Source organism: Vicingus serpentipes (assembly GCF_007993035.1).
Classification (GTDB): Bacteria; Bacteroidota; Bacteroidia; order Flavobacteriales_E; family Vicingaceae; genus Vicingus; species Vicingus serpentipes.
In genome coordinates, this window is sequence record NZ_VOOS01000001.1 from 817,985 (window position 1) to 838,152 (window position 20,168).

Annotated in this window: 16 protein-coding genes; 6 read left to right on the forward strand and 10 right to left on the reverse strand. The window is 31.2% G+C overall.

Annotated elements, in window-relative coordinates:
* Positions 1–18 precede the first annotated feature (18 nt).
* From FRY74_RS03660 to FRY74_RS03680, 5 genes are all read left to right on the forward strand, one after another.
* Entirely contained in the window at positions 19–1,827 is a 1,809-nt protein-coding gene (locus FRY74_RS03660; protein WP_147098698.1) for an ABC transporter ATP-binding protein, read from the forward strand.
* Between the two features lie 71 nt (positions 1,828–1,898).
* A complete protein-coding gene (gene radA, locus FRY74_RS03665; RefSeq protein ID WP_147098700.1) occupies positions 1,899–3,272 on the forward strand; it encodes a DNA repair protein RadA in 1,374 nt (457 codons plus the stop codon).
* 66 nt (positions 3,273–3,338) lie between these two features.
* A complete protein-coding gene (locus tag FRY74_RS12850; RefSeq protein ID WP_170227934.1) occupies positions 3,339–4,127 on the forward strand; it encodes a hypothetical protein in 789 nt (262 codons plus the stop codon).
* Positions 4,128–4,151: 24 nt separating this feature from the next.
* On the forward strand, positions 4,152–5,831 hold the full coding sequence (locus FRY74_RS03675) for an LIC_10190 family membrane protein (protein WP_147098703.1): 1,680 nt from the start codon (positions 4,152–4,154) through the stop codon (positions 5,829–5,831).
* A 240-nt stretch (positions 5,832–6,071) separates the two neighbouring features.
* Positions 6,072–6,848: a hypothetical protein gene (locus FRY74_RS03680; RefSeq protein WP_147098705.1), complete on the forward strand. Its 777-nt coding sequence runs from the start codon at positions 6,072–6,074 to the stop codon at positions 6,846–6,848.
* A 480-nt stretch (positions 6,849–7,328) separates the two neighbouring features.
* On the opposite strand, the gene FRY74_RS03685 is transcribed toward FRY74_RS03680, so the two are convergent.
* The 8 genes from FRY74_RS03685 to FRY74_RS03720 form a co-directional block, all read right to left on the reverse strand.
* Positions 7,329–8,423, reverse strand: a complete 1,095-nt coding sequence (locus FRY74_RS03685; protein WP_147098706.1) for a T9SS type A sorting domain-containing protein — start codon at positions 8,421–8,423, stop codon at positions 7,329–7,331.
* A 93-nt stretch (positions 8,424–8,516) separates the two neighbouring features.
* Positions 8,517–8,789, reverse strand: coding sequence for a hypothetical protein (locus FRY74_RS03690; protein ID WP_147098708.1), 273 nt, complete (start codon positions 8,787–8,789; stop codon positions 8,517–8,519).
* An 86-nt stretch (positions 8,790–8,875) separates the two neighbouring features.
* Positions 8,876–10,480 (reverse strand): fumarate hydratase, encoded by a 1,605-nt coding sequence (locus FRY74_RS03695; protein WP_147098709.1) that lies wholly within the window; start codon positions 10,478–10,480, stop codon positions 8,876–8,878.
* Positions 10,481–10,541: 61 nt separating this feature from the next.
* Complete coding sequence (locus FRY74_RS03700; RefSeq protein WP_147098710.1) at positions 10,542–12,557, reverse strand: protein-disulfide reductase DsbD family protein; 2,016 nt, start codon at positions 12,555–12,557, stop codon at positions 10,542–10,544.
* A 222-nt stretch (positions 12,558–12,779) separates the two neighbouring features.
* Complete coding sequence (locus tag FRY74_RS03705) at positions 12,780–13,079, reverse strand: hypothetical protein (RefSeq protein ID WP_147098712.1); 300 nt, start codon at positions 13,077–13,079, stop codon at positions 12,780–12,782.
* 82 nt (positions 13,080–13,161) lie between these two features.
* Positions 13,162–13,464 (reverse strand): antibiotic biosynthesis monooxygenase family protein, encoded by a 303-nt coding sequence (locus FRY74_RS03710; protein ID WP_147098714.1) that lies wholly within the window; start codon positions 13,462–13,464, stop codon positions 13,162–13,164.
* Positions 13,457–14,818 carry a pyridoxal-phosphate dependent enzyme gene (locus FRY74_RS03715; RefSeq protein WP_147098717.1) on the reverse strand — a complete coding sequence of 454 codons (1,362 nt, stop codon included), beginning with the start codon at positions 14,816–14,818 and terminating at the stop codon, positions 13,457–13,459. The genes FRY74_RS03710 and FRY74_RS03715 overlap by 8 nt, the downstream gene beginning before the upstream one ends.
* Before the next feature lie 67 nt (positions 14,819–14,885).
* Positions 14,886–16,115 (reverse strand): FtsX-like permease family protein, encoded by a 1,230-nt coding sequence (locus tag FRY74_RS03720; RefSeq protein WP_147098719.1) that lies wholly within the window; start codon positions 16,113–16,115, stop codon positions 14,886–14,888.
* A 26-nt stretch (positions 16,116–16,141) separates the two neighbouring features.
* Between FRY74_RS03720 and FRY74_RS03725 the strand changes: the two genes are divergently transcribed.
* Complete coding sequence (locus tag FRY74_RS03725; protein WP_223265809.1) at positions 16,142–17,410, forward strand: exo-beta-N-acetylmuramidase NamZ family protein; 1,269 nt, start codon at positions 16,142–16,144, stop codon at positions 17,408–17,410.
* Here the strand turns inward: FRY74_RS03725 and FRY74_RS03730 are convergent.
* Together FRY74_RS03730 and FRY74_RS03735 are read right to left on the reverse strand one after the other, a co-directional pair.
* A complete protein-coding gene (locus tag FRY74_RS03730; RefSeq protein WP_147098721.1) occupies positions 17,392–18,024 on the reverse strand; it encodes an NUDIX hydrolase in 633 nt (210 codons plus the stop codon). The two genes, FRY74_RS03725 and FRY74_RS03730, sit on opposite strands and share 19 nt — an antisense overlap.
* Positions 18,017–20,125 carry a WG repeat-containing protein gene (locus FRY74_RS03735; RefSeq protein ID WP_147098722.1) on the reverse strand — a complete coding sequence of 703 codons (2,109 nt, stop codon included), beginning with the start codon at positions 20,123–20,125 and terminating at the stop codon, positions 18,017–18,019. Before FRY74_RS03735 ends, FRY74_RS03730 begins: the two co-directional genes overlap by 8 nt.
* Between the last annotated feature and the right edge of the window lie 43 nt (positions 20,126–20,168).

The following is a 20,168-nucleotide window of genomic DNA, read 5'->3' on the forward strand; positions in this document are numbered from 1 at the left end:
AAACGAGGTTAAAAAATTATGGAAGACAGAACACTTTTAGAGATTAAAAACTTAGTTACCGAATTCCGTACGGAAGACGAAACAGTAAAAGCAGTAAATGATGTTTCATTTACACTTAACAAAGGTGAAACCATTGGAATTGTTGGAGAATCAGGTTCAGGAAAATCTGTTACGTCTTTATCAGCTATGCGTTTAATTCCTAATCCTCCAGGAAGAATAGCTTCAGGAGAAATGTTATTCCACTCAAAAGATGGTATAATTGATTTAGCCAAAGTATCAGAAAAAGAAATGAGAACATTAAGGGGGAATGAAATAGCAATGATATTTCAAGAGCCTATGACCTCATTAAACCCTGTTTACACTTGTGGTGATCAGGTTGCCGAAACAATTTTACTTCACCAAAAAGTGAGTAAAAAAGAAGCAAAAGAAAGAACAATAGATCTTTTTAAACAAGTTCAATTACCTCGTCCAGATGTAATTTTTGATACTTACCCTCACCAAATATCTGGTGGACAAAAGCAAAGAGTAATGATTGCAATGGCTATGTCTTGCAATCCATCTATACTAATTGCCGATGAACCAACAACTGCATTAGATGTAACCGTTCAAAAAACCATTTTGGAATTGATGAACGAATTGCAAATTAAACACGACATGGGTATTATGTTTATTACTCACGATTTAGGAGTGATTGCAGAATTGGCAGACAAAGTTGTGGTAATGTACAAAGGTAAATTAGTTGAACAAGGTACTGTTTTAGATATTTTCACTAACCCTCAACACCCTTACACTAAAGGATTATTAGCTTGTCGTCCTCCATTAAACAAACGATTAGAATGGTTACCAACAGTGTCTGATTTCATGACCGTGGATAGCGATGGAGTAATGCATGAGACAAATAAATCTGTAGAGGAAGTAACCAATAGCTTAATTATTTCTCCAGAACAAACAGCTAAACAACACGAAAAACTATATGCACAAGAGCCTGTGCTTCAAATCAAAAATTTAAAGACATACTTCCCAATTAACAAAGGTATCTTTGGAAAACCAAAAGACTATGTTAAAGCGGTTAATGATGTAACTTTCGATGTCTACCCAGGTGAAACTCTAGGATTAGTTGGTGAATCTGGTTGTGGTAAAACAACCTTAGGAAGAACTATACTAAAATTAGTTGAACCTACATCAGGTCAAATAATATTTGAAGGTAACGATCTTACTCATTTAGGTTCTAAAGAAATGAGAGAGTACCGTAAAAAATTACAAATCATTTTCCAAGATCCATACTCGTCATTAAACCCTAGAATTACGATTGGAGAAGCCATTATGGAACCTATGCGTGTTCATGGTGTTTACGATAATGATGAAGAACGTAAAGCACGTGTAATGGAATTACTTAGAAGAGTAAATTTACCTGAGCAACATTTCTATAGATATCCACATGAGTTTTCTGGTGGACAACGTCAACGTATTTGTATAGCTCGTTCTTTAGCCTTAAACCCTAAATTTATTATTTGCGACGAATCTGTTTCTGCCTTAGATGTATCAGTGCAAGCTCAAGTTTTAAATCTATTAAATGAGTTAAAAGCAGAATTTGGCTTCACTTATATTTTTATTTCTCATGATTTATCAGTTGTTAAATTTATGAGTGATAGAATGATTGTGATGAACCAAGGAGAAATTGTAGAAATGGGCTTAGCCGATGAAATTTATGCAAATCCAAAAACCGATTACACTAAAAAACTGATTGGAGCAATTCCTAAAGGTGAATTAGCTGACATTAAAGCTTCAATTGCTAAAAAAAAAGGGTTAACGGAAGTGGTAGTATAAACTAGCTTTTGTTCAAAAATATTTAACCCCTTAGCATTGCTGAGGGGTTTTTATTTATCTACCTTTATAGTATGGCTAAAACGAAAGTAAAAACGACTTTTTTTTGTAACAATTGCGGAGCTCAATTCCCAAAATGGGTGGGCAAATGTAGCTCTTGCAACCAATGGAATACCATAGCCGAAGAAATTATAGCTCGACCAGACAAAAACGACATAAAAGCAACTTTTAATATTGTTAGGAATAGTAAACCACAATTGTTAGAAGACATTAAAATTGCTGACATACCACGAATAAAATTACCCGGAACAGAGTTAAACAGAGTGCTTGGTGGCGGTTTAGTTCCAGGCTCATTAGTACTATTTGGAGGAGATCCAGGAATAGGTAAATCTACTTTAATGCTTCAAATGTCTTTACGTTTAAAGGGTCATAAAACATTATATGTTTCAGGTGAAGAAAGTGAGCAGCAAATTAAGATGAGGGCTGAACGAATAGGAAACAAAAATCCCGATTGCTACATTCTTACTGAAACCTCAACGCAAAATATTTTTCATCACATTAAGGAGTTAAATCCTGATGTACTTATAATTGATTCCATCCAAACCTTAACTACTGCCACTATAGATTCATCTCCTGGAAGTATTTCTCAAGTAAGAGAATGTACTGCCGAACTGATGAAATATGCCAAAGAAACGAATACTCCTGTGTTTTTAATTGGACACATCACAAAAGATGGAAACATTGCGGGACCAAAAATTTTAGAACACATGGTAGATGTTGTTTTACAATTTGAAGGAGATAGAAATCATATCTATCGTTTATTGAGAGCTGCTAAAAATAGATTTGGCTCAACCAATGAACTAGGTATTTATGAAATGCATGGTGAAGGACTTAAAGAAGTTAGTAATCCTTCCGATATTTTAATAAGCAACAAAGATGAAACCTTAAGTGGATCTGCAATTGCTGCGACTATGGAAGGCAACAGACCTTTATTAATCGAAATACAATCATTAGTAAGTACAGCAGCTTACGGAACCCCTCAACGCTCTTCTACTGGTTTTGATTTAAGAAGATTAAACATGCTTTTAGCGGTTTTAGAAAAACGTTGTGGGTTTAGATTGGCTCAAAAAGATGTCTTTTTAAACATTGCAGGAGGAATAAAAGTTGATGACCCAGCTATTGACTTAGCAGTAATTAGCGCAATACTTTCAAGCAGTGAAGATATTGCGGTACCTCCTACTGCTTGTTTTGCTTCTGAGGTTGGTTTATCTGGCGAATTAAGACCAGTGAGTAGAATAGACCAACGCGTAATGGAAGCTGAAAAACTAGGTTTTGATAAAATTTTCGTTTCTAAGCATAACAAAAAAGGAATGGCAAAACTTGACCATAAAATTGAAGTAATTTTTGTTGGAAAAGTAGAAGAAGTTTTCCAAAATTTATTTGGTTAAAACATTTATGCCCATCATTTTAATAAAACCAATAATTTAGTTTTCTTTGCATAAAATTTAGTAAAAATGAGATTAGGACAACTTTCAAGACAACTCGAAATTAAACCAGAACAAATAGTTTCTTACTTAGAAAAAAAAGGAATTATAGTAAAACAACACCCAAATGCTAAAGTTGAAGACGAGTTAATTGAGGAATTAACCTCTCACTTTAAGCCTGTTGTTGAAGAAGAAGTTTTAGAAACAATAGAAGAACCTTTAATAAAGAAAGAAGAACCCAAGCCTATCATTGAAGAAACTATTCAACCTCAAGCTGAACCTGAACATATAGAAACAGTTAAACCTGTTGCTGCTATTGGGCCAAAAATTATTGGAAAAATAGACCTGCCAGACAAAACTCAAATTAACGTAGAAGTTGATGGTGTAGTTTATGACCAAGAAACCCTTGAGGCTAAGAAAAAAGAAAGCATTAAGGAAGAAAGAGAAAGAAAAGAAGCGGAGAAAGAAGCAGCTAAAAAAGCTGCCGAAGAAGCAAAAGAACAAGCTAGAATAAAACGCGAAGAAGAACAAGCAAGAAAAATTAAAGAAGAAGCTGAACGCATTGAAAAAAAGTTAAAAGAAAAAGCAAAACAAGATGCTATTCGCTTGAAGAAAGAAGAAGAAAAGAGGAAAGCCCTTGAAAAAGCAAGAAAACTTAAACAAAAAGAACACTACAATCAAAAGTTTAAGCCTAAAACAAAGCCAAGCAAGCCTAAAAAAGTTACTGAAAAGCCTAAAGAAATTAAAGAAAATACCAAAATTGAAGCCGTTCAAGAAAAAAGTCTTTATAAAAGATTTATTAAATGGCTGAATACTTAAACATAGCTCAAGCTATGGATTAATATGGTAATTACACTTATTGTTTGGTTATATATATTTACAATACTTACATCTTTAGGTATTTTATTTAATCGAATTTCTTTATTAGCCATTAAAGATAAATCCTTGTTGAATGAGAATAGCATTATTCAACATATTTTTAATGGATTTTGCTTGTGTATGGGGTTATGCTCATTACTTTACTTCTTTTCCAACATTGGATTTACTGTTCACTTATTAATTGCAATACCATCCCTTATTTCAATTTATTTTTTTCGAAACGACTGGAAAATTATCATATCTAAAGTAAAAAATGCGGCAATCTCTTTTAATTTATGGCAATGGCTTTTAATTTTTATTGGCTTCATATCTATCTTGTTAGCTACTATTGAAGAGCCAACAAATATTGACACAGGTAACTACCATGCACAATCCATAAAATGGATGAACGAATACAAAATAATTCCTGGGCTAGGTAATTTACTAGGCAACTTAGCTTACAACCAATCCAATTTTCTTGTAGAAGCCTTTTTTAGCTTTTCCTTTTTAAACTATGGAACTTTTAGAATATTAAATGGCTTTTTAGTTTTAGTTTTTATTCTAAATATTATTAAAACGTTTAATTTAAAAAACTTAAAATTTAACGCTATCCAATTTATAGGAAGCATTATCATTATTTTCTTTTTTATTCATTACAAAAATTGGATTTCCTCTCCCTCTCCAGATGTTATTATTACACTAATGACCTATTATATATTCTACGAAGGAATAAAACGACTAACAAACAACCCACTTCAAGAAACAGATAATACTTTAATCTCAATTTACTTTATTGCAATTTCAGCCCTAACAGTTAAACTTTCGGCTATAACCTTACCTTTTTTAGCCATCGTTTTAATTCTTCGAACTCCTTTGTTTTTTAAACAAGGCAGAGTCATATTTTATGCTCTACTTACACTAATTATTATCGTTCCATGGTTGGTAAGAAATGTGTTTTTTTCAGGATATTTAATTTTCCCAGTAGCTGAAATTGACTTATTTAATGTTGATTGGAAAATACCTCGAGAACTTGTTATCGGAGTTAAAAATGCCATTCATGGCTTCTCTACAAACTCCCAAATGTCTTCTGTAGAAATAATGAAACTTACCTTATGGGATAGAATTATAATTTGGATCAACACAAACTATTGGTATAGAATTCTATATTTACTTATCATCTTGTTCTCTCAATTCTATTTTATAAAATTATTTTTTTCTAAAGCTAAATTGAGCTACAAAAAAACATCTCTAATTCTACTTGGCTTTACTACTTTTCTTGGTGTGGTATTTTGGTTTTTAACAGCTCCTGATTTTAGGTTTGGTAGTGCATTGGTTTACATGTCTATTTCTACAACCTTAATAATTACTATTCCTAAAAAGGTTTATTTAAATCGGTTTTTTGGACATTCCTTTATATTGTTAACCCTATTTTTTCTTTTTAGAAAAATGCATGTAGAAGAACTATATAATCATCCTCTAAAACCTGCACCTTACCCTAAAGTAGAAGTTAAGATAAATAACGGTAAGAATTTTAGGTATGCTATTCCAAAAAACAATTATCAATGTTGGGACTATAACTTACCATGTGTGCCTTTTGGAGATCTATCAATTGTTAAACAAAGAGGCGAAGATATAGAGGATGGTTTTAAGTATGATTTCAATTAAAAAAAATATTTAATTATTTGCTTCTCTTTCATTGTTTTGAGATAAGTTGTGTACACAAGCCATTACTCCCTTAAAACCTCTAATACGTGCCTTAAAAGTGTTTTAAAACACCTTTAATGTATTTATATTAACCTTATATATAAATAACGAGTATAGTTAATAAAGGCCTTTTTATAAAACTAATTATCCTTATTATTTACCCTCTCGTTTGTTTTTCACTTACGACTAAAATTTACTACCATGAAACATCTACATATCACAATAATTTTCTTGCTTACGCTTAGTTATAGCTTGGCTCAAAATGAAATTTATAATTCAACTTTTAATTTAGAATTGAATACCGAACTACAACAAGTCCTCAATTCTTTTCATGATGAATTAACGAAAAATGGAATTAACGAATCGGATTTTTTAAATCACACAGCTACAGCTCATTATATTTATATTGATAAAGGAAAAATTAAATCGGCTATAAAAGATTTAAAAAACAACATCCCATTTAATGAATTTATTTTACAACACCCCGACACAAAAGTGGATAGTAACTTATTAGTGATTAGGCACCAACAACTCAATTATAAAAATGAAACCGTAACCAATTACACAAATTTACCAGGAAATAAAAAATACTTACACAGCATAACTACTACACGTAAAACCGTAATGCCTAATTATAATTTTAAAGGAAAATGGATTTATAATTATGTTCCTAAAACAAAATATTCTGACGAGTTTTTAATGGCTTTTTATTTTACTTCAAATTTTGGTTTTGAATCTTTAAGTAATCAGTTTCCTACTGTAATAGCTTATTCAAATAGCATTCAAAAAAAGGGAGATTTATCAGTTCAAAAATACAACCAAGAAACATCTATTAATAAAATAATCTCTTTCTTAGAAAAATTAGTTGATGTTTGTGCTTCTATATTTATTAGTTATAACAATCCTGACTTATTAAAAGTAACACTTACCAATATAATAATACCTAAAATGACACGACCAACAAATAACTTAAGATAAAAGCTATACAGGGTTTATTAGCTTCGTTTATAATTTCTCCTTCTTGTTATAAACGAGAAAAGGGAAGCAGCAGCTTCCCTTTTATTTAATCGTACATTTATACGTTTAATAAACGTTTAACAAACGACTAATTATTTTTTATCAATTAACTTTAAATAGCTTAAAAACTATACACGAAGCCACAGCTACCGTAAATATTAAACAAGAGACAATGATTAACAGTATAAATAGTCACAAATTTAACTTAGAAACTTATTTAGTTTTACTAAATTTGAACTAAACACATAGTGCGAATAAACGTACCGGTACGTTTATTCGGTTGTTATAAAAAATATTTTCTTCGCTTAAAGCGAATTCAGATGGCTTAGCTTTTCAAAACACATTTCATTCTTCAACGTGTTTTTTCAAGATTTTTTCACCAATAAAAAAAAGGGAAGCTATAGCTTCCCTCTTCATTTATTTTATTTAAACAACTACTGCTTATTCAACAATAAGCTTTCTAGTAATTTTAGCATTATCTATTAATACATTTACAAAGTAAACTCCTGAACTTAAACTAGAAGTGTTGATTTCAAATTTATTAACACCAGAATTAGCCTGTCCTTGATATATAGTAGAAATTGTTTGCCCTAAGTTATTTAACAACTCTACTTTTGCATTTGCAGTGTTTTCGATGTTAAATATTAATTCAGATTGGCCGTTTTGAGTTGGGTTAGGATATAAGTTTAATGAATTAGACAACTCATACTCTTTAACATCGGTAGCTAGTAAAGGATATTGGCAAGCTATGGTTTTGTTAGATGCTATAACAGCTCCATCTTGCTGATAAGTTCCTTCTATAAAAGATAGTATTGGAGATTTACCATGACTTGGCTTATAGTAACTTACCACAATTGCATCAATAGTTATAGGTAATATTTCTAAATTAAAAGGAAAAGGAATAAAAATAGTATCAGTAACTGCATGCTCTACTCTTCTAATTCTAACCACACTATCAAAACTTGTTGCAAATGGCAAATCTAATCTTCCCCATGCATCTGCAGCAACAGTAACATTTCCTTCTCCATTTGTAGAAACTGGAATACCTGAGTAATTTACATCAAAAGTTCCTGAATAATTATCAGTATAAAAGTCTCCATAATTAAAAGGAAACTTCATTACTGTTTCTGGGTCTGCATCATATTTAGCAGTTACAACCCCAAAACCAACTATATCAGCAATAAAACCAACAGTAAATAGACTATCAACATTTGATTTAGAGTAAATAAAATTAGTGTCTCCTAAATTTGTTTTCTCACAATAATCTGCTGTAGGAAAATCTGCCGCACCTGCAGTTGAAGCTGGATCAACATAAAAATCGGTTTGAGAAATACCAAGCGCGTCAACTGTTGTATAATCAAAAATAACATTTGCTCCTAGCGCTGGATTTAATGTTGTTGTATTTGTGTCAGCTAAATAATAAAAAGTGCTTTCACCTATAGTATGCACAAAATTTGCTTGTGTTAAAGTAGGCTGAGCAACAATTGCAGTTATTCCGGCAATTAAAAATGTAAATAAGATGTATAATTTTCTCATACTATTTAGTTTTAAGTTTAGTTTATCAAACTTAATCAAATAATTTAGAATGAATTAACAATAATTGCTGGGAAGCAGGAATGTTAAATTTTTTTAGATAAAATATTCTTCTTTTAAAAATTCATCAAAAGGAGATAAGTTCGCTAAAACCTGCAATTTAGTGTAAGCAGCATGAAAATCTTTTTCACTTTTTTGACTATTTAGTATAGAAATTCTATATCTATCATAATTTTTTAAAGCCAAACGTTCTTGCGGAGAAAGTTCTTCTCCTTTAAATTCAATATCACGCAAATCATTAATACTTAGTGTACCACCAATTAAGGTTTTACGAAAAGTTGCTTTTTTATTTAATGATTCATTTTTCATGATGTGCACAAATTTATCTATAAAGACTATTTTAAAGCACTCAAAAACAAATTACTTTCAACATTACATTGTTAATGTTAAATGACTTACATATCAGCAAAAAAGTCATTTCCTTTATCATCACAAATAATAAATGCTGGAAAATTTTCTATCTCAATTTTACGAACAGCCTCCATTCCTAACTCAGGAAAGTCAACCACCTCAACAGATTTAATGTTTTGTTTAGCTAATATGGCTGCTGGGCCACCTATTGAACCTAAGTAAAATCCTCCATGTTTTTTACAAGCATTTGTAACAGCTACAGACCTGTTACCTTTTGCTAACATAATCATCGACCCACCGTGTGATTGAAACTCATCTACATAAGGATCCATTCTTCCTGCAGTAGTTGGCCCAAAGCTTCCTGAAGCCATGCCTTCTGGTGTTTTTGCCGGACCGGCGTAATAAATTGGATGATTTTTAAAATATTCTGGCATTGGCTGACCTGAGTCTAACAACTCTTTAATTTTTGCATGAGCAATATCTCTAGCAACGATTAAGGTTCCTCTTAAATTCAGTCTTGTTTTAATCGGATATTTTGAAAGAATTTTTAATTGTTCTTCCATTGGTTGATTTAAATCAATCTCTATTGCAGGTTCTAAATGTGGGGCTACTGCTGGCACAAAACGGCCAGGATTTGTTTCCAATTGCTCTAAAAATATTCCGTCTTCTGTAATCTTTCCTTTTATATTTCTATCAGCCGAACAGCTTACTCCAATACCTACAGGACAAGATGCAGCATGACGAGGCAAACGAACAACTTTAACATCGTGAGTAAAATATTTACCTCCAAATTGTGCTCCTATTAAACTATCTTGACATATTTTTTGAACCTTATCTTCCCATTCTTTATCTCTAAATGCTCTTCCTCCAATACTTCCAACCTCTGGTAATTCATCATAATAACCCGTAGATGCTAACTTAACCGTTTTTAAGTTAGCTTCTGCAGAAGTTCCTCCTATTACAATAGCTAAATGATAAGGTGGACAAGCAGCTGTACCTAGATCTTTTATTTTAGCAGTAATAAACTCAGTTAACGACTTTTCATTTAACAATGATTTCGTTTGTTGATATAAGTAAGTTTTATTAGCTGAGCCTCCTCCTTTTGCTAAAAACAAAAACTTATAAGCATTTCCTTGGGTAGAATAAATATCTATTTGAGCAGGTAAATTACTTCCTGAATTTTTTTCCTCAAACATTGAAATAGGAACTACTTGAGAGTATCTTAAATTTCTATCTTGATAAGTATTGAAAACTCCTTTTGATAAATGAGACGCATCATTTGCCCCAGTATAAACATCCTCTCCTTTTTTTGCAACAACAATTGCTGTTCCAGTATCCTGGCAAGAAGGTAATTGACCTTCTGCAGCAATTTGAGCATTTTTTAATAACGTATAAGCTACAAATCTATCATTATCAGTTGCTTCTGGGTCATCTAATATTTTAGCAACTTTTTCTAAATGAGCTGTACGGAGCATAAAAGAAACATCGGCCATAGCTTCTTGAGCTAACAACTCCAATGCTTTAGGATCGACTTTTAAAATTTTTCTCCCATCAACTTCTATTGTTGAAACATATTCGTTTGATATTAATTTATATTCCGTAGAATCTTTTAAAATTGGAAAAGGTTCTTCATAAATAAATTCTGCCATTATTTTATTTTTTTATTAGACCTTCAAATTTAGTTTATTCTAATTTGAAAGTTTATGATTTTTATCTTTTCAAAAAATTGACTTTAAAAGCTGGTGCTGACTCAACTTTGTTATTCTCTTGGAATGTTGAAATTCCACAATCTAAATATTTTGTGTATTCCTCAACATCTGGCATATAGCCAACCGGATTAGCTAACAAATCACCTTCTGGTGAAAGCATAACATAGTAAGGTTGAGAGTTATTATTAAAAACTTGAGTTTGAAATGTTGACCATTTATTACCAATTGTTTTAATATTTTTCTTTTTCACTTCTCCATTTACTTCATATTCAAAAACGCCTTGTTGTTCTTCAGGCAATTCAACCTTGTCATCAACATATAATGAAACCAACACAAAATCATTTTCTAGCTTTTCTTTAACAGATTCAACACTCCAAACACTTTCTTCCATTTTACGACAATTAACACATGCCCATCCAGTAAAGTCAACTAATAAAGGTTTATTTACTCTTTTAGATTCAGCTAAAGCTTCTTCAAAATCAGTGAACTCTGCGTGAAAAGTTTCTGTTTCATACCAACTATAAAAGGCTGGTGGTGGAAATCCGCTCAATAAATTATGATTCCATGGCGAATCTTTTAGAACACCCGGAGCAACATAAATGGTAAACAAAGCGATTGTCAAGGCAAACAACATTCTAAATTTAGACAACTTAACTATTGGCGAATCATGAGGAAATTTAATAATCCCAAATAAGTATAATGATAATCCTACACCAATAATTGTCCATATTAAAAAGAAAGTTTCTCTGTGAATTAAACCCCATTGTTCTACTAAATCTGCATTTGATAAAAATTTAAGCGCCAAAGCTAATTCAACAAAACCTAAAACAACCTTTACAGAGTTTAACCAACCTCCTGATTGAGGTAATTTATTCATAAAACTAGGGAACATTGCAAATAATGCAAAAGGTAATCCTAAGGCTATACCAAAACCACTCATAGCTGCAGAAATTGGCCACGGTCCATTTTTAAGCGAATTTCCTAACACAGTACCTAAAATTGGTCCAGTACAAGAAAAAGACACTAAAGCTAAAGTTAAAGCCATAAAGAAAATACCCAAAATGCCTCCAGTATTAGATGCCGAGTCTGCTTTATTTGCTAAGCCACTAGGTAAAGTAATCTCGAATACTCCAAAAAATGAAATTGCAAAAACAACAAAAACAACAAAGAAAATAACGTTTAGCCATACACTAGTTGCTATTTCGTTTAACACTTCTGGATCTGTATTAAAATGAAAAGGCACACTTAATATTGCATAAATTAAGAAGATAAAAAAACCATACAAAACGGCTCTACCAACTCCTTTGCTACCATCTTTCCCTCCTTTTGTAAAAAAACTAACTGTTAAAGGAATCATAGGAAATACACAAGGCGTTAACAATGCTATTAATCCTCCTAAAAATCCAAATAAGAAAACCAACCAAATATTACTTATCTCTTTTTTCTCTCCACAATTACTAAGTGGTTTTTCTAAATCTAATTGTGGTAAATTAGGTACAATTTTAGAAATGTCAATCACCTCATCGGCAGACTCATTTATTTGACTAGAAGCATTATTAATACTAAAAGTTAAATCTATTTCATCAGGAGGTAAACACATCTCTTCATTACAAATCATGCATGCAATCATTCCTTTTATAATAAAAGGAGAAGTTGTATTTATTTTAATTTTTTGAGTAAAAACAGCTTCCTTTTCATGATAGTTTAAATCCATACTAAAATTAGCATCGTACTCTGTTTTAAACTCTCCTTCTGAAGGATCTCCAATTAATTCATATTCTTCCGATGGAATTAAAGATATTGTTGTTGGCTCAGGGCCTTCTAAGCTAGGTAAATTTAATGCATATAAGTGCCAGCCTCTTTCTATCTCAGCTTTAATAATTAAATCCGCTTCTGTATCACTAATTTTATTCACTTCATAACTCCATGTAATTGGATCATATATTTGAGCATTAGCACTAAATAAAGATGTAATTACAAAAAGAAAGACTATTAATATTCTATTAAGCATTTTCATATTTTCTTGTTAAGACTGGTAAAGTTAATCATTCTTATAGATGCAAAGGCTAGCATTTATAAAGCAACATGTTATTAAACGTTAAAAAATTATTTCCTTACAAAATTAGAACCTAAATTTCATTTTATTATTCAGTTTTAACAAATAAAATAACAAGCAAAACAGTAAAGCCAAGACATAAAAAAACCTCGCTATTGCGAGGTTTACAGTTAAATAAAATTTCTAGTAAAATTTAACATCATGCACTCTTCTAATTGGAAGTATTGTGGTTTTTTTCAATAAAATATTTTTATCTGTAATCCCCCAAATTGTAGTTTCAACAGTTTTCAACCCATTATCATCTTCAAATAAAATTTTTACTTTCCCGTGATAAGCATTACCAAGCTTTAATGCTTTTTCCATTTTAGCTAGCAATTCTTGTCTTTGCTCTTTATTTGCTATTACCTCTTCTTTTGGGAAATGTAAATCCCCCACTTCTTCTTTAGCTACAAGGGTCGCTTTCTTTAATAGTTCTGAGTCCATAATTTAATTATTTAAAAGTTAGATAGAGATTATCTTAACGATAATAAGTTCATATTTGTTTCAAGTGAAATCAAAAAAAGAGTTAAAAAGTATATTTTTTTTGAACCTTACAAATTTCTACTTTATAAGATTTATAGAACTCTTCTCGCCCTTTCTGTTGAGCAATTTTATGTTCAATATTTTCTTTCCAATTTTTAATTGCCTCCAAACTATCCCAATAAGAAACAGTAATCCCTATTTTTTCTCTTGCACTTTCAACTCCTAAAAATCCTGGTTGCAGCTTAGCCAACTCTTCCATTTTGTTTGCCATTTCACTATAATCATTACTAGGATTTAGTATCGAAGTAAAGATTACCGCATAATATGGTGTTTCAAACTTATGCAATCGCCTTGATCATATCTTGTTGAGTTATAATATGATGTTTATCTCCATCATATTTAACAATTATTGCTTTAGCTCCTTCTTGAAATAATTTAGATATATTGTCAATTGTAGTTGTTTCTGATACTATTGGAAAAGGCGCTCCCATAATATGTTTAACAGGTAATTCTTTCAATTCTGGATTTTCGCAAAGTTTTGCGAATAGAATATTATCCGTTAACGAACCTTCAAAACCATTATCTCCAACTACTGGTATTTGAGAAATACCATATTGATTCATCAATAAAATTGCTTGAGAAACAGGGTTTTCTGTAGTAACGGTAACTAAATGTTTACCTGCATGATCTTTAATTAAATCTTTTGCATTCTTTTTTTCTTCATCTAAAAATCCTCTTTCACGCATCCAATCATCATTGAACATTTTACCCACATATCTACTCCCGTGATCATGAAACAGAACAACAACAACATCATCTTTTGTTAGCTCATCTTTTAATTGTAGTACGCCTTTTATAGCTGAACCAGCAGAATTCCCTACAAATATTCCTTCTTCTTTAGCTAATTTTCGTTGATAAACAGCAGCATCTTTATCGGTTACTTTTTCAAACTTATCAATCACACTAAAATCAACATTTTTAGGCAAAATATCTTCTCCAATTCCTTCTGTTATGTATGGATAAATTTCATTTTCATCAAAAATTCCTGTTTCATGATACTTTTTAAACACTGATCCGTAAGTATCTATACCCCATATTTTAATATTAGGATTCTTCTCTTTTAAATATTTCCCAACTCCAGAAACCGTACCTCCAGTTCCTACACCAACAACAAAATGAGTGATTTTACCTTCTGTTTGCTCCCAAATTTCAGGACCAGTACTTAAATAATGTGCTTTTGCATTAGAAGGATTATCATATTGATTTACATACCATGAATTTGGAACTTCTTGAGCTAATCTTTTTGAAACAGAATAATATGAACGTGGATCATCAGGTGCAACATTAGTTGGACAAACATGAACATCAGCTCCAACAGCTCTTAAAATATCCATTTTTTCCTTGCTTTGCTTATCGCTCAAAACACAAATTAGCTTGTATCCTTTCATTATACAAGCTAATGCTAAACCCATCCCTGTATTTCCTGAAGTTCCTTCAATTACAGTTCCTCCTGGTTTTAGCCTTCCATCAGCTTCTGCATCTTCAATCATTTGAAGCGCCATTCTATCTTTTACTGAGTTTCCTGGGTTAGTTGTTTCAATTTTAGCTAACACTAATGCATCAACATCTTTACACATTTTGTTAATTTTAACTAAAGGTGTATTTCCTATCGTTTCTAATATATTATTGTAGTATTTCATTCTATTTTTCTGATTTTTAGCGAAGTTACAAAATACATCTATGCTTCAAATATTTAAAGCTGTATTTTTAATCAAATCGAATTGCTTTTATTGGTGTAATTTTAGTGATAACATAAGATGGAATAATCATCATTGCTGCACAAATCAATAAAGTACCAATATTTAATAGGAAGATATTATAAAAATTAAGTTTTACAGGCACAACCGAAACATAATATGATTCTTGTGGCAGAGTTAAAAATCCGAACTGCATTTGTAAAAAACACAATCCTAATCCAATTACATTCCCCCAGATTAAACCTTTTACAACAAGATAAACTGCATTATACATAAATATTTTACGCACGTTCCAATTTGGCATCCCTAAAGCTTTCAGAATACCTATCATGTTTGTTCGCTCTAAAATTAGAATCAATAAAGCAGAGATAATATTAATAGCAGCTACCACAACCATCAAAACAATTATTACAATAACATTTACATCTTGTAATTCTAACCAGTTAAATATATCTGGATTTTGACGAACAATTGTTGTTGAATGTAAATCGTATCCAATATTATCATAAACAAACAAATCGAGCTTATCTAAATCGTCATAGCTATTAATTAAAATTTCAAACCCTCCCACCTGATTTTCAGTCCAGCCATTTCTTTTTTGCACATGAGCAATATCTGAAAGCACATACAAATTATCAAACTGCTCCAATCCAGATTTATAAATACCTTTTACAATAAAATCTTTAGGCCTAAGTTGCCCATTTTGCTGAATAAAATATATAAAAGTTTTGTCTCCTACTTTTAATTTCATTTTATCAGCAATAGTTTTCGAAATCAATAAATCATTTTTCAATTCACCTTCTTTAACCCTTACAAGCTCTCCTTCTATTAAATTTTTATCAAAAAAATCCCAATCAAAATCACTCCCAATTCCTTTTACAACAACCCCATAAATCTCTTCATTGGTTTTAATAATACCTGCTTTGTTTGCAAAAACTTGAATGTGTTTTATGCCTTCTACAGAATCTATACTTGGATAAAAATCTTGTGATTTGCTTATTGGACTAGCCTCGTATGTATTTTGTGAATCGTAGCTAGTTATTTGTATGTGGCTTCCAAATCCAATTACCTTGTTTCGTATTTCTTGCTGAAAACCAGAAACGATACTAATCGCAACAATCATCACGGTTAAGCCTAAAGCAATTGCTGCAATTGAAATACGAATAATAGGTTTGGTAAATTTCTTAGACCTAGCGTCGCCTTTAATTATATTCTTTGATATAAAATATTCGAGGTTCAAATTAATTATATTTACCAGCCCATTTAATGTATAACAAAAATAGTAATTTGAAATTGATGCAATTGAAGGAAATAGGTTTTATTATAATCATCTCATTATTTAGTATTTCTTGTGTTGGACAAGATGACTCTAAAACAACAACCAATCAAAACAATACTATAAAAGTTAAAGAAGCTCCAATAATTAAAGATATTATTGTTGCTGCAAATCTTACCGACCAATATATCCCTTTATTAAAAGATAAAAAGGTTGGAATTGTTGGGAATCATACTTCACTAATTAACCAAACTCACTTAGTAGATTCCTTATTGAATTTAGGTATTGATGTAGTAAAAGTATTTAGTCCAGAGCATGGTTTTAGAGGTAATGCTGATGCAGGAGAAAAAGTAAATTCAAACATTGACGAAAAAACAAAATTACCTATAGTTTCATTATACGGCAAAAACAAAAAACCATCAACCGAACAACTAAAAGGATTAAATGTAGTTGTCTTTGATATTCAAGATGTTGGTACACGTTTTTACACTTATATTTCTACTATGAGTTATGTAATGGAAGCTTGTGCTGAAAACAACATTAAAGTTATTGTGTTAGACCGCCCTAATCCAAATGGACATTATATTGACGGGCCTATACTTAACCCTAAATTCAGCTCATTTATTGGCATGCACCAAGTGCCAATTGTACACGGAATGACAATTGGAGAATATGCTCAAATGGCAAATGGAGAGCATTGGTTAGCTAACAGCGTCAGTTGTGATTTAACAGTTATAAAAATGGAGAATTACGATCACAACTCAACTTATACTTTACCTTTAAAACCATCGCCAAATTTGCCTAACATGAAATCTATTTACCTCTATCCTTTCTTGTGTTTATTTGAAGGAACACCTTATAGCATTGGAAGAGGTACTGAGAAACCTTTCCAAATAATTGGCCATCCAAATATGGATTCTGTTAATTTTAGCTTTATTCCAAAAAGTATGGAGGGCGCCAAAAACCCAAAACTTAAAAATGAAAAATGTTTTGGTGTTGACTTATCGTTAATTGAAGAACATGAGTTAAGAAACCAAAAAAGCATAGAATTAAAATGGCTCATCGAAGCTTATAAAAATGCCAACGATAAAGACAACTTTTTTAGTTCTTCATTTAATTTATTAGCGGGAAGTGATGAGCTACAAACTCAATTAAAAAATGGCCTAACTGAAAAGGAAATTAAAGCTTCATGGCAAGATGGATTAGCACAATTTAAAGAAACTAGAAAAAAGTATTTGCTCTACAAAGACTTTGAATAGCCTTTTAACAAATACCTCAACTCATTTAGCATTAAAGCTGTTGCTCCCCAAATTATTTTTTGATTAAACTCAAAAGTGGGCACTTCCATTTGCAATCCATTACTGAGTTTAATTTTATTTAAACGCAACGTTTCCACTTCGATTAAATGACCTATTCGTAATTCTATAATTTCTGCAACTTCTCTTAATTCTGGAATAAAACGAGGAGTATAATTAATTACTCCTATTACTGGTGTTACTAAAAAATTACTCACCGGAATATAAACATCTGATAGCTGACCAAGAACCTCAACATCATTCATTTCAACCCCAACTTCTTCATTAGCCTCTCTTAATGCAGTATGGATAATGTCTTTATCTGATTCCTCAACTTTACCTCCGGGGAAAGCAATTTGACCACTATGGGTTCCATTATAAATTGGTCGTTGAATTAAAACTAAATGTGTTTCCTCTCCTTTATTATAAAACAGAATTAATACGCCACTTTTTTTTACGGTATTTAAATCAAGTGTGTCATAATCAACTTTACGGTAAGGAGCTGCTTCTTGATGTGCTAATTTACCTGGTAAATCAGCTAAAAGTTGTTCACTTAAAAACGATTTAAAATTATTCATCTGCCTTGAAAACTTGATTTAAATGTTTGTATTCAAAACCATCTTCAATAAATAACCTTAATAATTTTTCATCTTTTGTCAACTCAATTTTTGAATACTGAATTGGTATAATTGGTTGATTTTGTTTGGTTATTACACCGTAAAGACCTTCTCGTTTTACCATTAAATAAGAATCTTGAAACCAATTAATTTCTTCGTAATCTGCTGAAATTACAAAATTAGCTTTTGTATCTATTATTCCATATTTGCCATTTAAATTAACAATAGACAATCCGTTTTTAAATCCAGTAACAGAAATGTAACTGTATGGAATTCTCAATTTTGTATTTAAATCACAAAAACCCCATTTACCATGTCTTTTTATCGCTATTAGTCCTTCTGAAATTGCCCCTACATCTTCAAATAAACAAGGTACGAATTTAGTTCCTGTAGAATCAATCAGCCCAAATTTCCCTTCAGAAACTACCCGAGCATAATTATTTTCATTAAACAATCCCCAATTGATAACCCCTTCTAAATAGCTAAATTGAATAGGTATTTGTATTTCTCCTTTTTGATTAACATAACCATATAAGCTATCCTCTACTATCATTGCCCATCCGTTTTGCAATTCAGATAATTGAGTATAATTTGGAGGAATAACGTATTCTCCTTTTTTATTAATTACACCAAACAATCCGTTTTCTTGTATACGAATAAAATCAATATTTAAGGCATCTATCCAATCGTACTTTGGTTTTACAACATAATACAAATTAGTATCAATTAAACCATATTTGCCGTTTTTAAGCACGTAAGCAACACCCGACTTAAAATCGCCAACAGACTCAAATTCTAACCCAACTTTTAAGTTGCCTTTATGATCAATAAACCCATATTTATCCTCCAACTCTACCCAAACAAACTTATTGGTTAATTCACCAATATCATCATACATTAGAGGAACTACTATTTCTCCAATTTTATTTATTATTCCGTATTTATCGTTTAATCCAACCACTGCTAGTCCCTTGTTATAGGAGTGTGCTTCATCATACTGAAAAGAAATAATTACCTCTCCTGCTTTATTAATAAAACCAACCTTACCTTGCTTTCCAACTGCTGCTGCACCTTCAAAAAAATCGCTTACCCAATCGTAAACAATAGGTATTACTACATTTAAGCTGTCGTTTACAAAACCCCATTTATCATTTTTATTAAGTTGATAATAAACTGCATTGGCTAGTTTATACTCTTTTACCAATTCATTTTTAAAAGGATATTCGGGATAGTTCTTAAAAAACTTTTCAATATTTTCTGCCGTATGTTCTTGGGTAGATAAACTGTAAATGTTTCGCCAAGCAGAAGATACATGAGGGTTGTTTGGAAACGTTTTTAAAAAAGAATAGTAGGAGTTAATCGATTTGTCTTTAGTAGATATCTCATAAATATTTTGTTGTGCTTGATTTACAAAAGGGTTATTCGAATTTTCACTTATAAACCGAACATTATTTTCTACAGTATTGTTTTGAGTGTATTCTTGAAACAAAACTTTTTCATACAATCCTTTCACCTCATCAACTTGATTGGCTTTAGGGTATTGATTTAAAAAATCGAGATACCCAACTGAAGTATTTATGCTCATTGCTTCTTGATAAGCTAATTGATTTCTAGCTTCAATAACCTTAGCCGTTTGTTTTGCTCCTTTGTTTTGTTTTAGAAATAAATTATAAGCTACAATTGTATTCGATTCTTGAACTTTTTCAAACCATTTTTCATCAACAAAAGTTCGTTGAGTAAATAGCGACAAGGAATCAACTTTTAGTTCAGCTAATTTTAATTTCTTCTTTGCATCGAGTAAAACAAAGCTTGAATCACTTTTATTGATATAGTAAAGAGCCGAATCGAGATTGTAAAAAGGATTGTTGTTTAAAGAATATATAACGCTTAATCCATAAGCTGCGCCTGCAGTTTGCTTTTTCAACGATTTTTCAAAGGTTTTTTTTGCCTTAAAATAATCGTAAATAGACAATGCTTCAAAGCCACATTTTAGCCCGCCAGAAAAGACTTTGAAACAAATTAATAAACTTAAAATTGTTAAAATTAAACCTCTCTTATACATACCCTCTTAATAACCTTAATGTTACTTTAGCCGTAAACTAATA

What these genes read in the sequence shown, in the direction of transcription:
- FRY74_RS03660 (WP_147098698.1), top strand. Translation starts at nt 19, where the DNA reads ATGGAAGACAGAACACTTTTAGAGATTAAAAACTTAGTTACCGAATTC.
- radA (WP_147098700.1), top strand. Translation starts at nt 1,899, where the DNA reads ATGGCTAAAACGAAAGTAAAAACGACTTTTTTTTGTAACAATTGCGGA.
- FRY74_RS12850 (WP_170227934.1), top strand. Translation starts at nt 3,339, where the DNA reads ATGAGATTAGGACAACTTTCAAGACAACTCGAAATTAAACCAGAACAA.
- FRY74_RS03675 (WP_147098703.1), top strand. Translation starts at nt 4,152, where the DNA reads ATGGTAATTACACTTATTGTTTGGTTATATATATTTACAATACTTACA.
- FRY74_RS03680 (WP_147098705.1), top strand. Translation starts at nt 6,072, where the DNA reads ATGAAACATCTACATATCACAATAATTTTCTTGCTTACGCTTAGTTAT.
- FRY74_RS03685 (WP_147098706.1), bottom strand. Translation starts at nt 8,423, where the DNA reads ATGAGAAAATTATACATCTTATTTACATTTTTAATTGCCGGAATAACT.
- FRY74_RS03690 (WP_147098708.1), bottom strand. Translation starts at nt 8,789, where the DNA reads ATGAAAAATGAATCATTAAATAAAAAAGCAACTTTTCGTAAAACCTTA.
- FRY74_RS03695 (WP_147098709.1), bottom strand. Translation starts at nt 10,480, where the DNA reads ATGGCAGAATTTATTTATGAAGAACCTTTTCCAATTTTAAAAGATTCT.
- FRY74_RS03700 (WP_147098710.1), bottom strand. Translation starts at nt 12,557, where the DNA reads ATGAAAATGCTTAATAGAATATTAATAGTCTTTCTTTTTGTAATTACA.
- FRY74_RS03705 (WP_147098712.1), bottom strand. Translation starts at nt 13,079, where the DNA reads ATGGACTCAGAACTATTAAAGAAAGCGACCCTTGTAGCTAAAGAAGAA.
- FRY74_RS03715 (WP_147098717.1), bottom strand. Translation starts at nt 14,818, where the DNA reads ATGAAATACTACAATAATATATTAGAAACGATAGGAAATACACCTTTA.
- FRY74_RS03725 (WP_223265809.1), top strand. Translation starts at nt 16,142, where the DNA reads ATGTATAACAAAAATAGTAATTTGAAATTGATGCAATTGAAGGAAATA.
- FRY74_RS03730 (WP_147098721.1), bottom strand. Translation starts at nt 18,024, where the DNA reads ATGAATAATTTTAAATCGTTTTTAAGTGAACAACTTTTAGCTGATTTA.
- FRY74_RS03735 (WP_147098722.1), bottom strand. Translation starts at nt 20,125, where the DNA reads ATGTATAAGAGAGGTTTAATTTTAACAATTTTAAGTTTATTAATTTGT.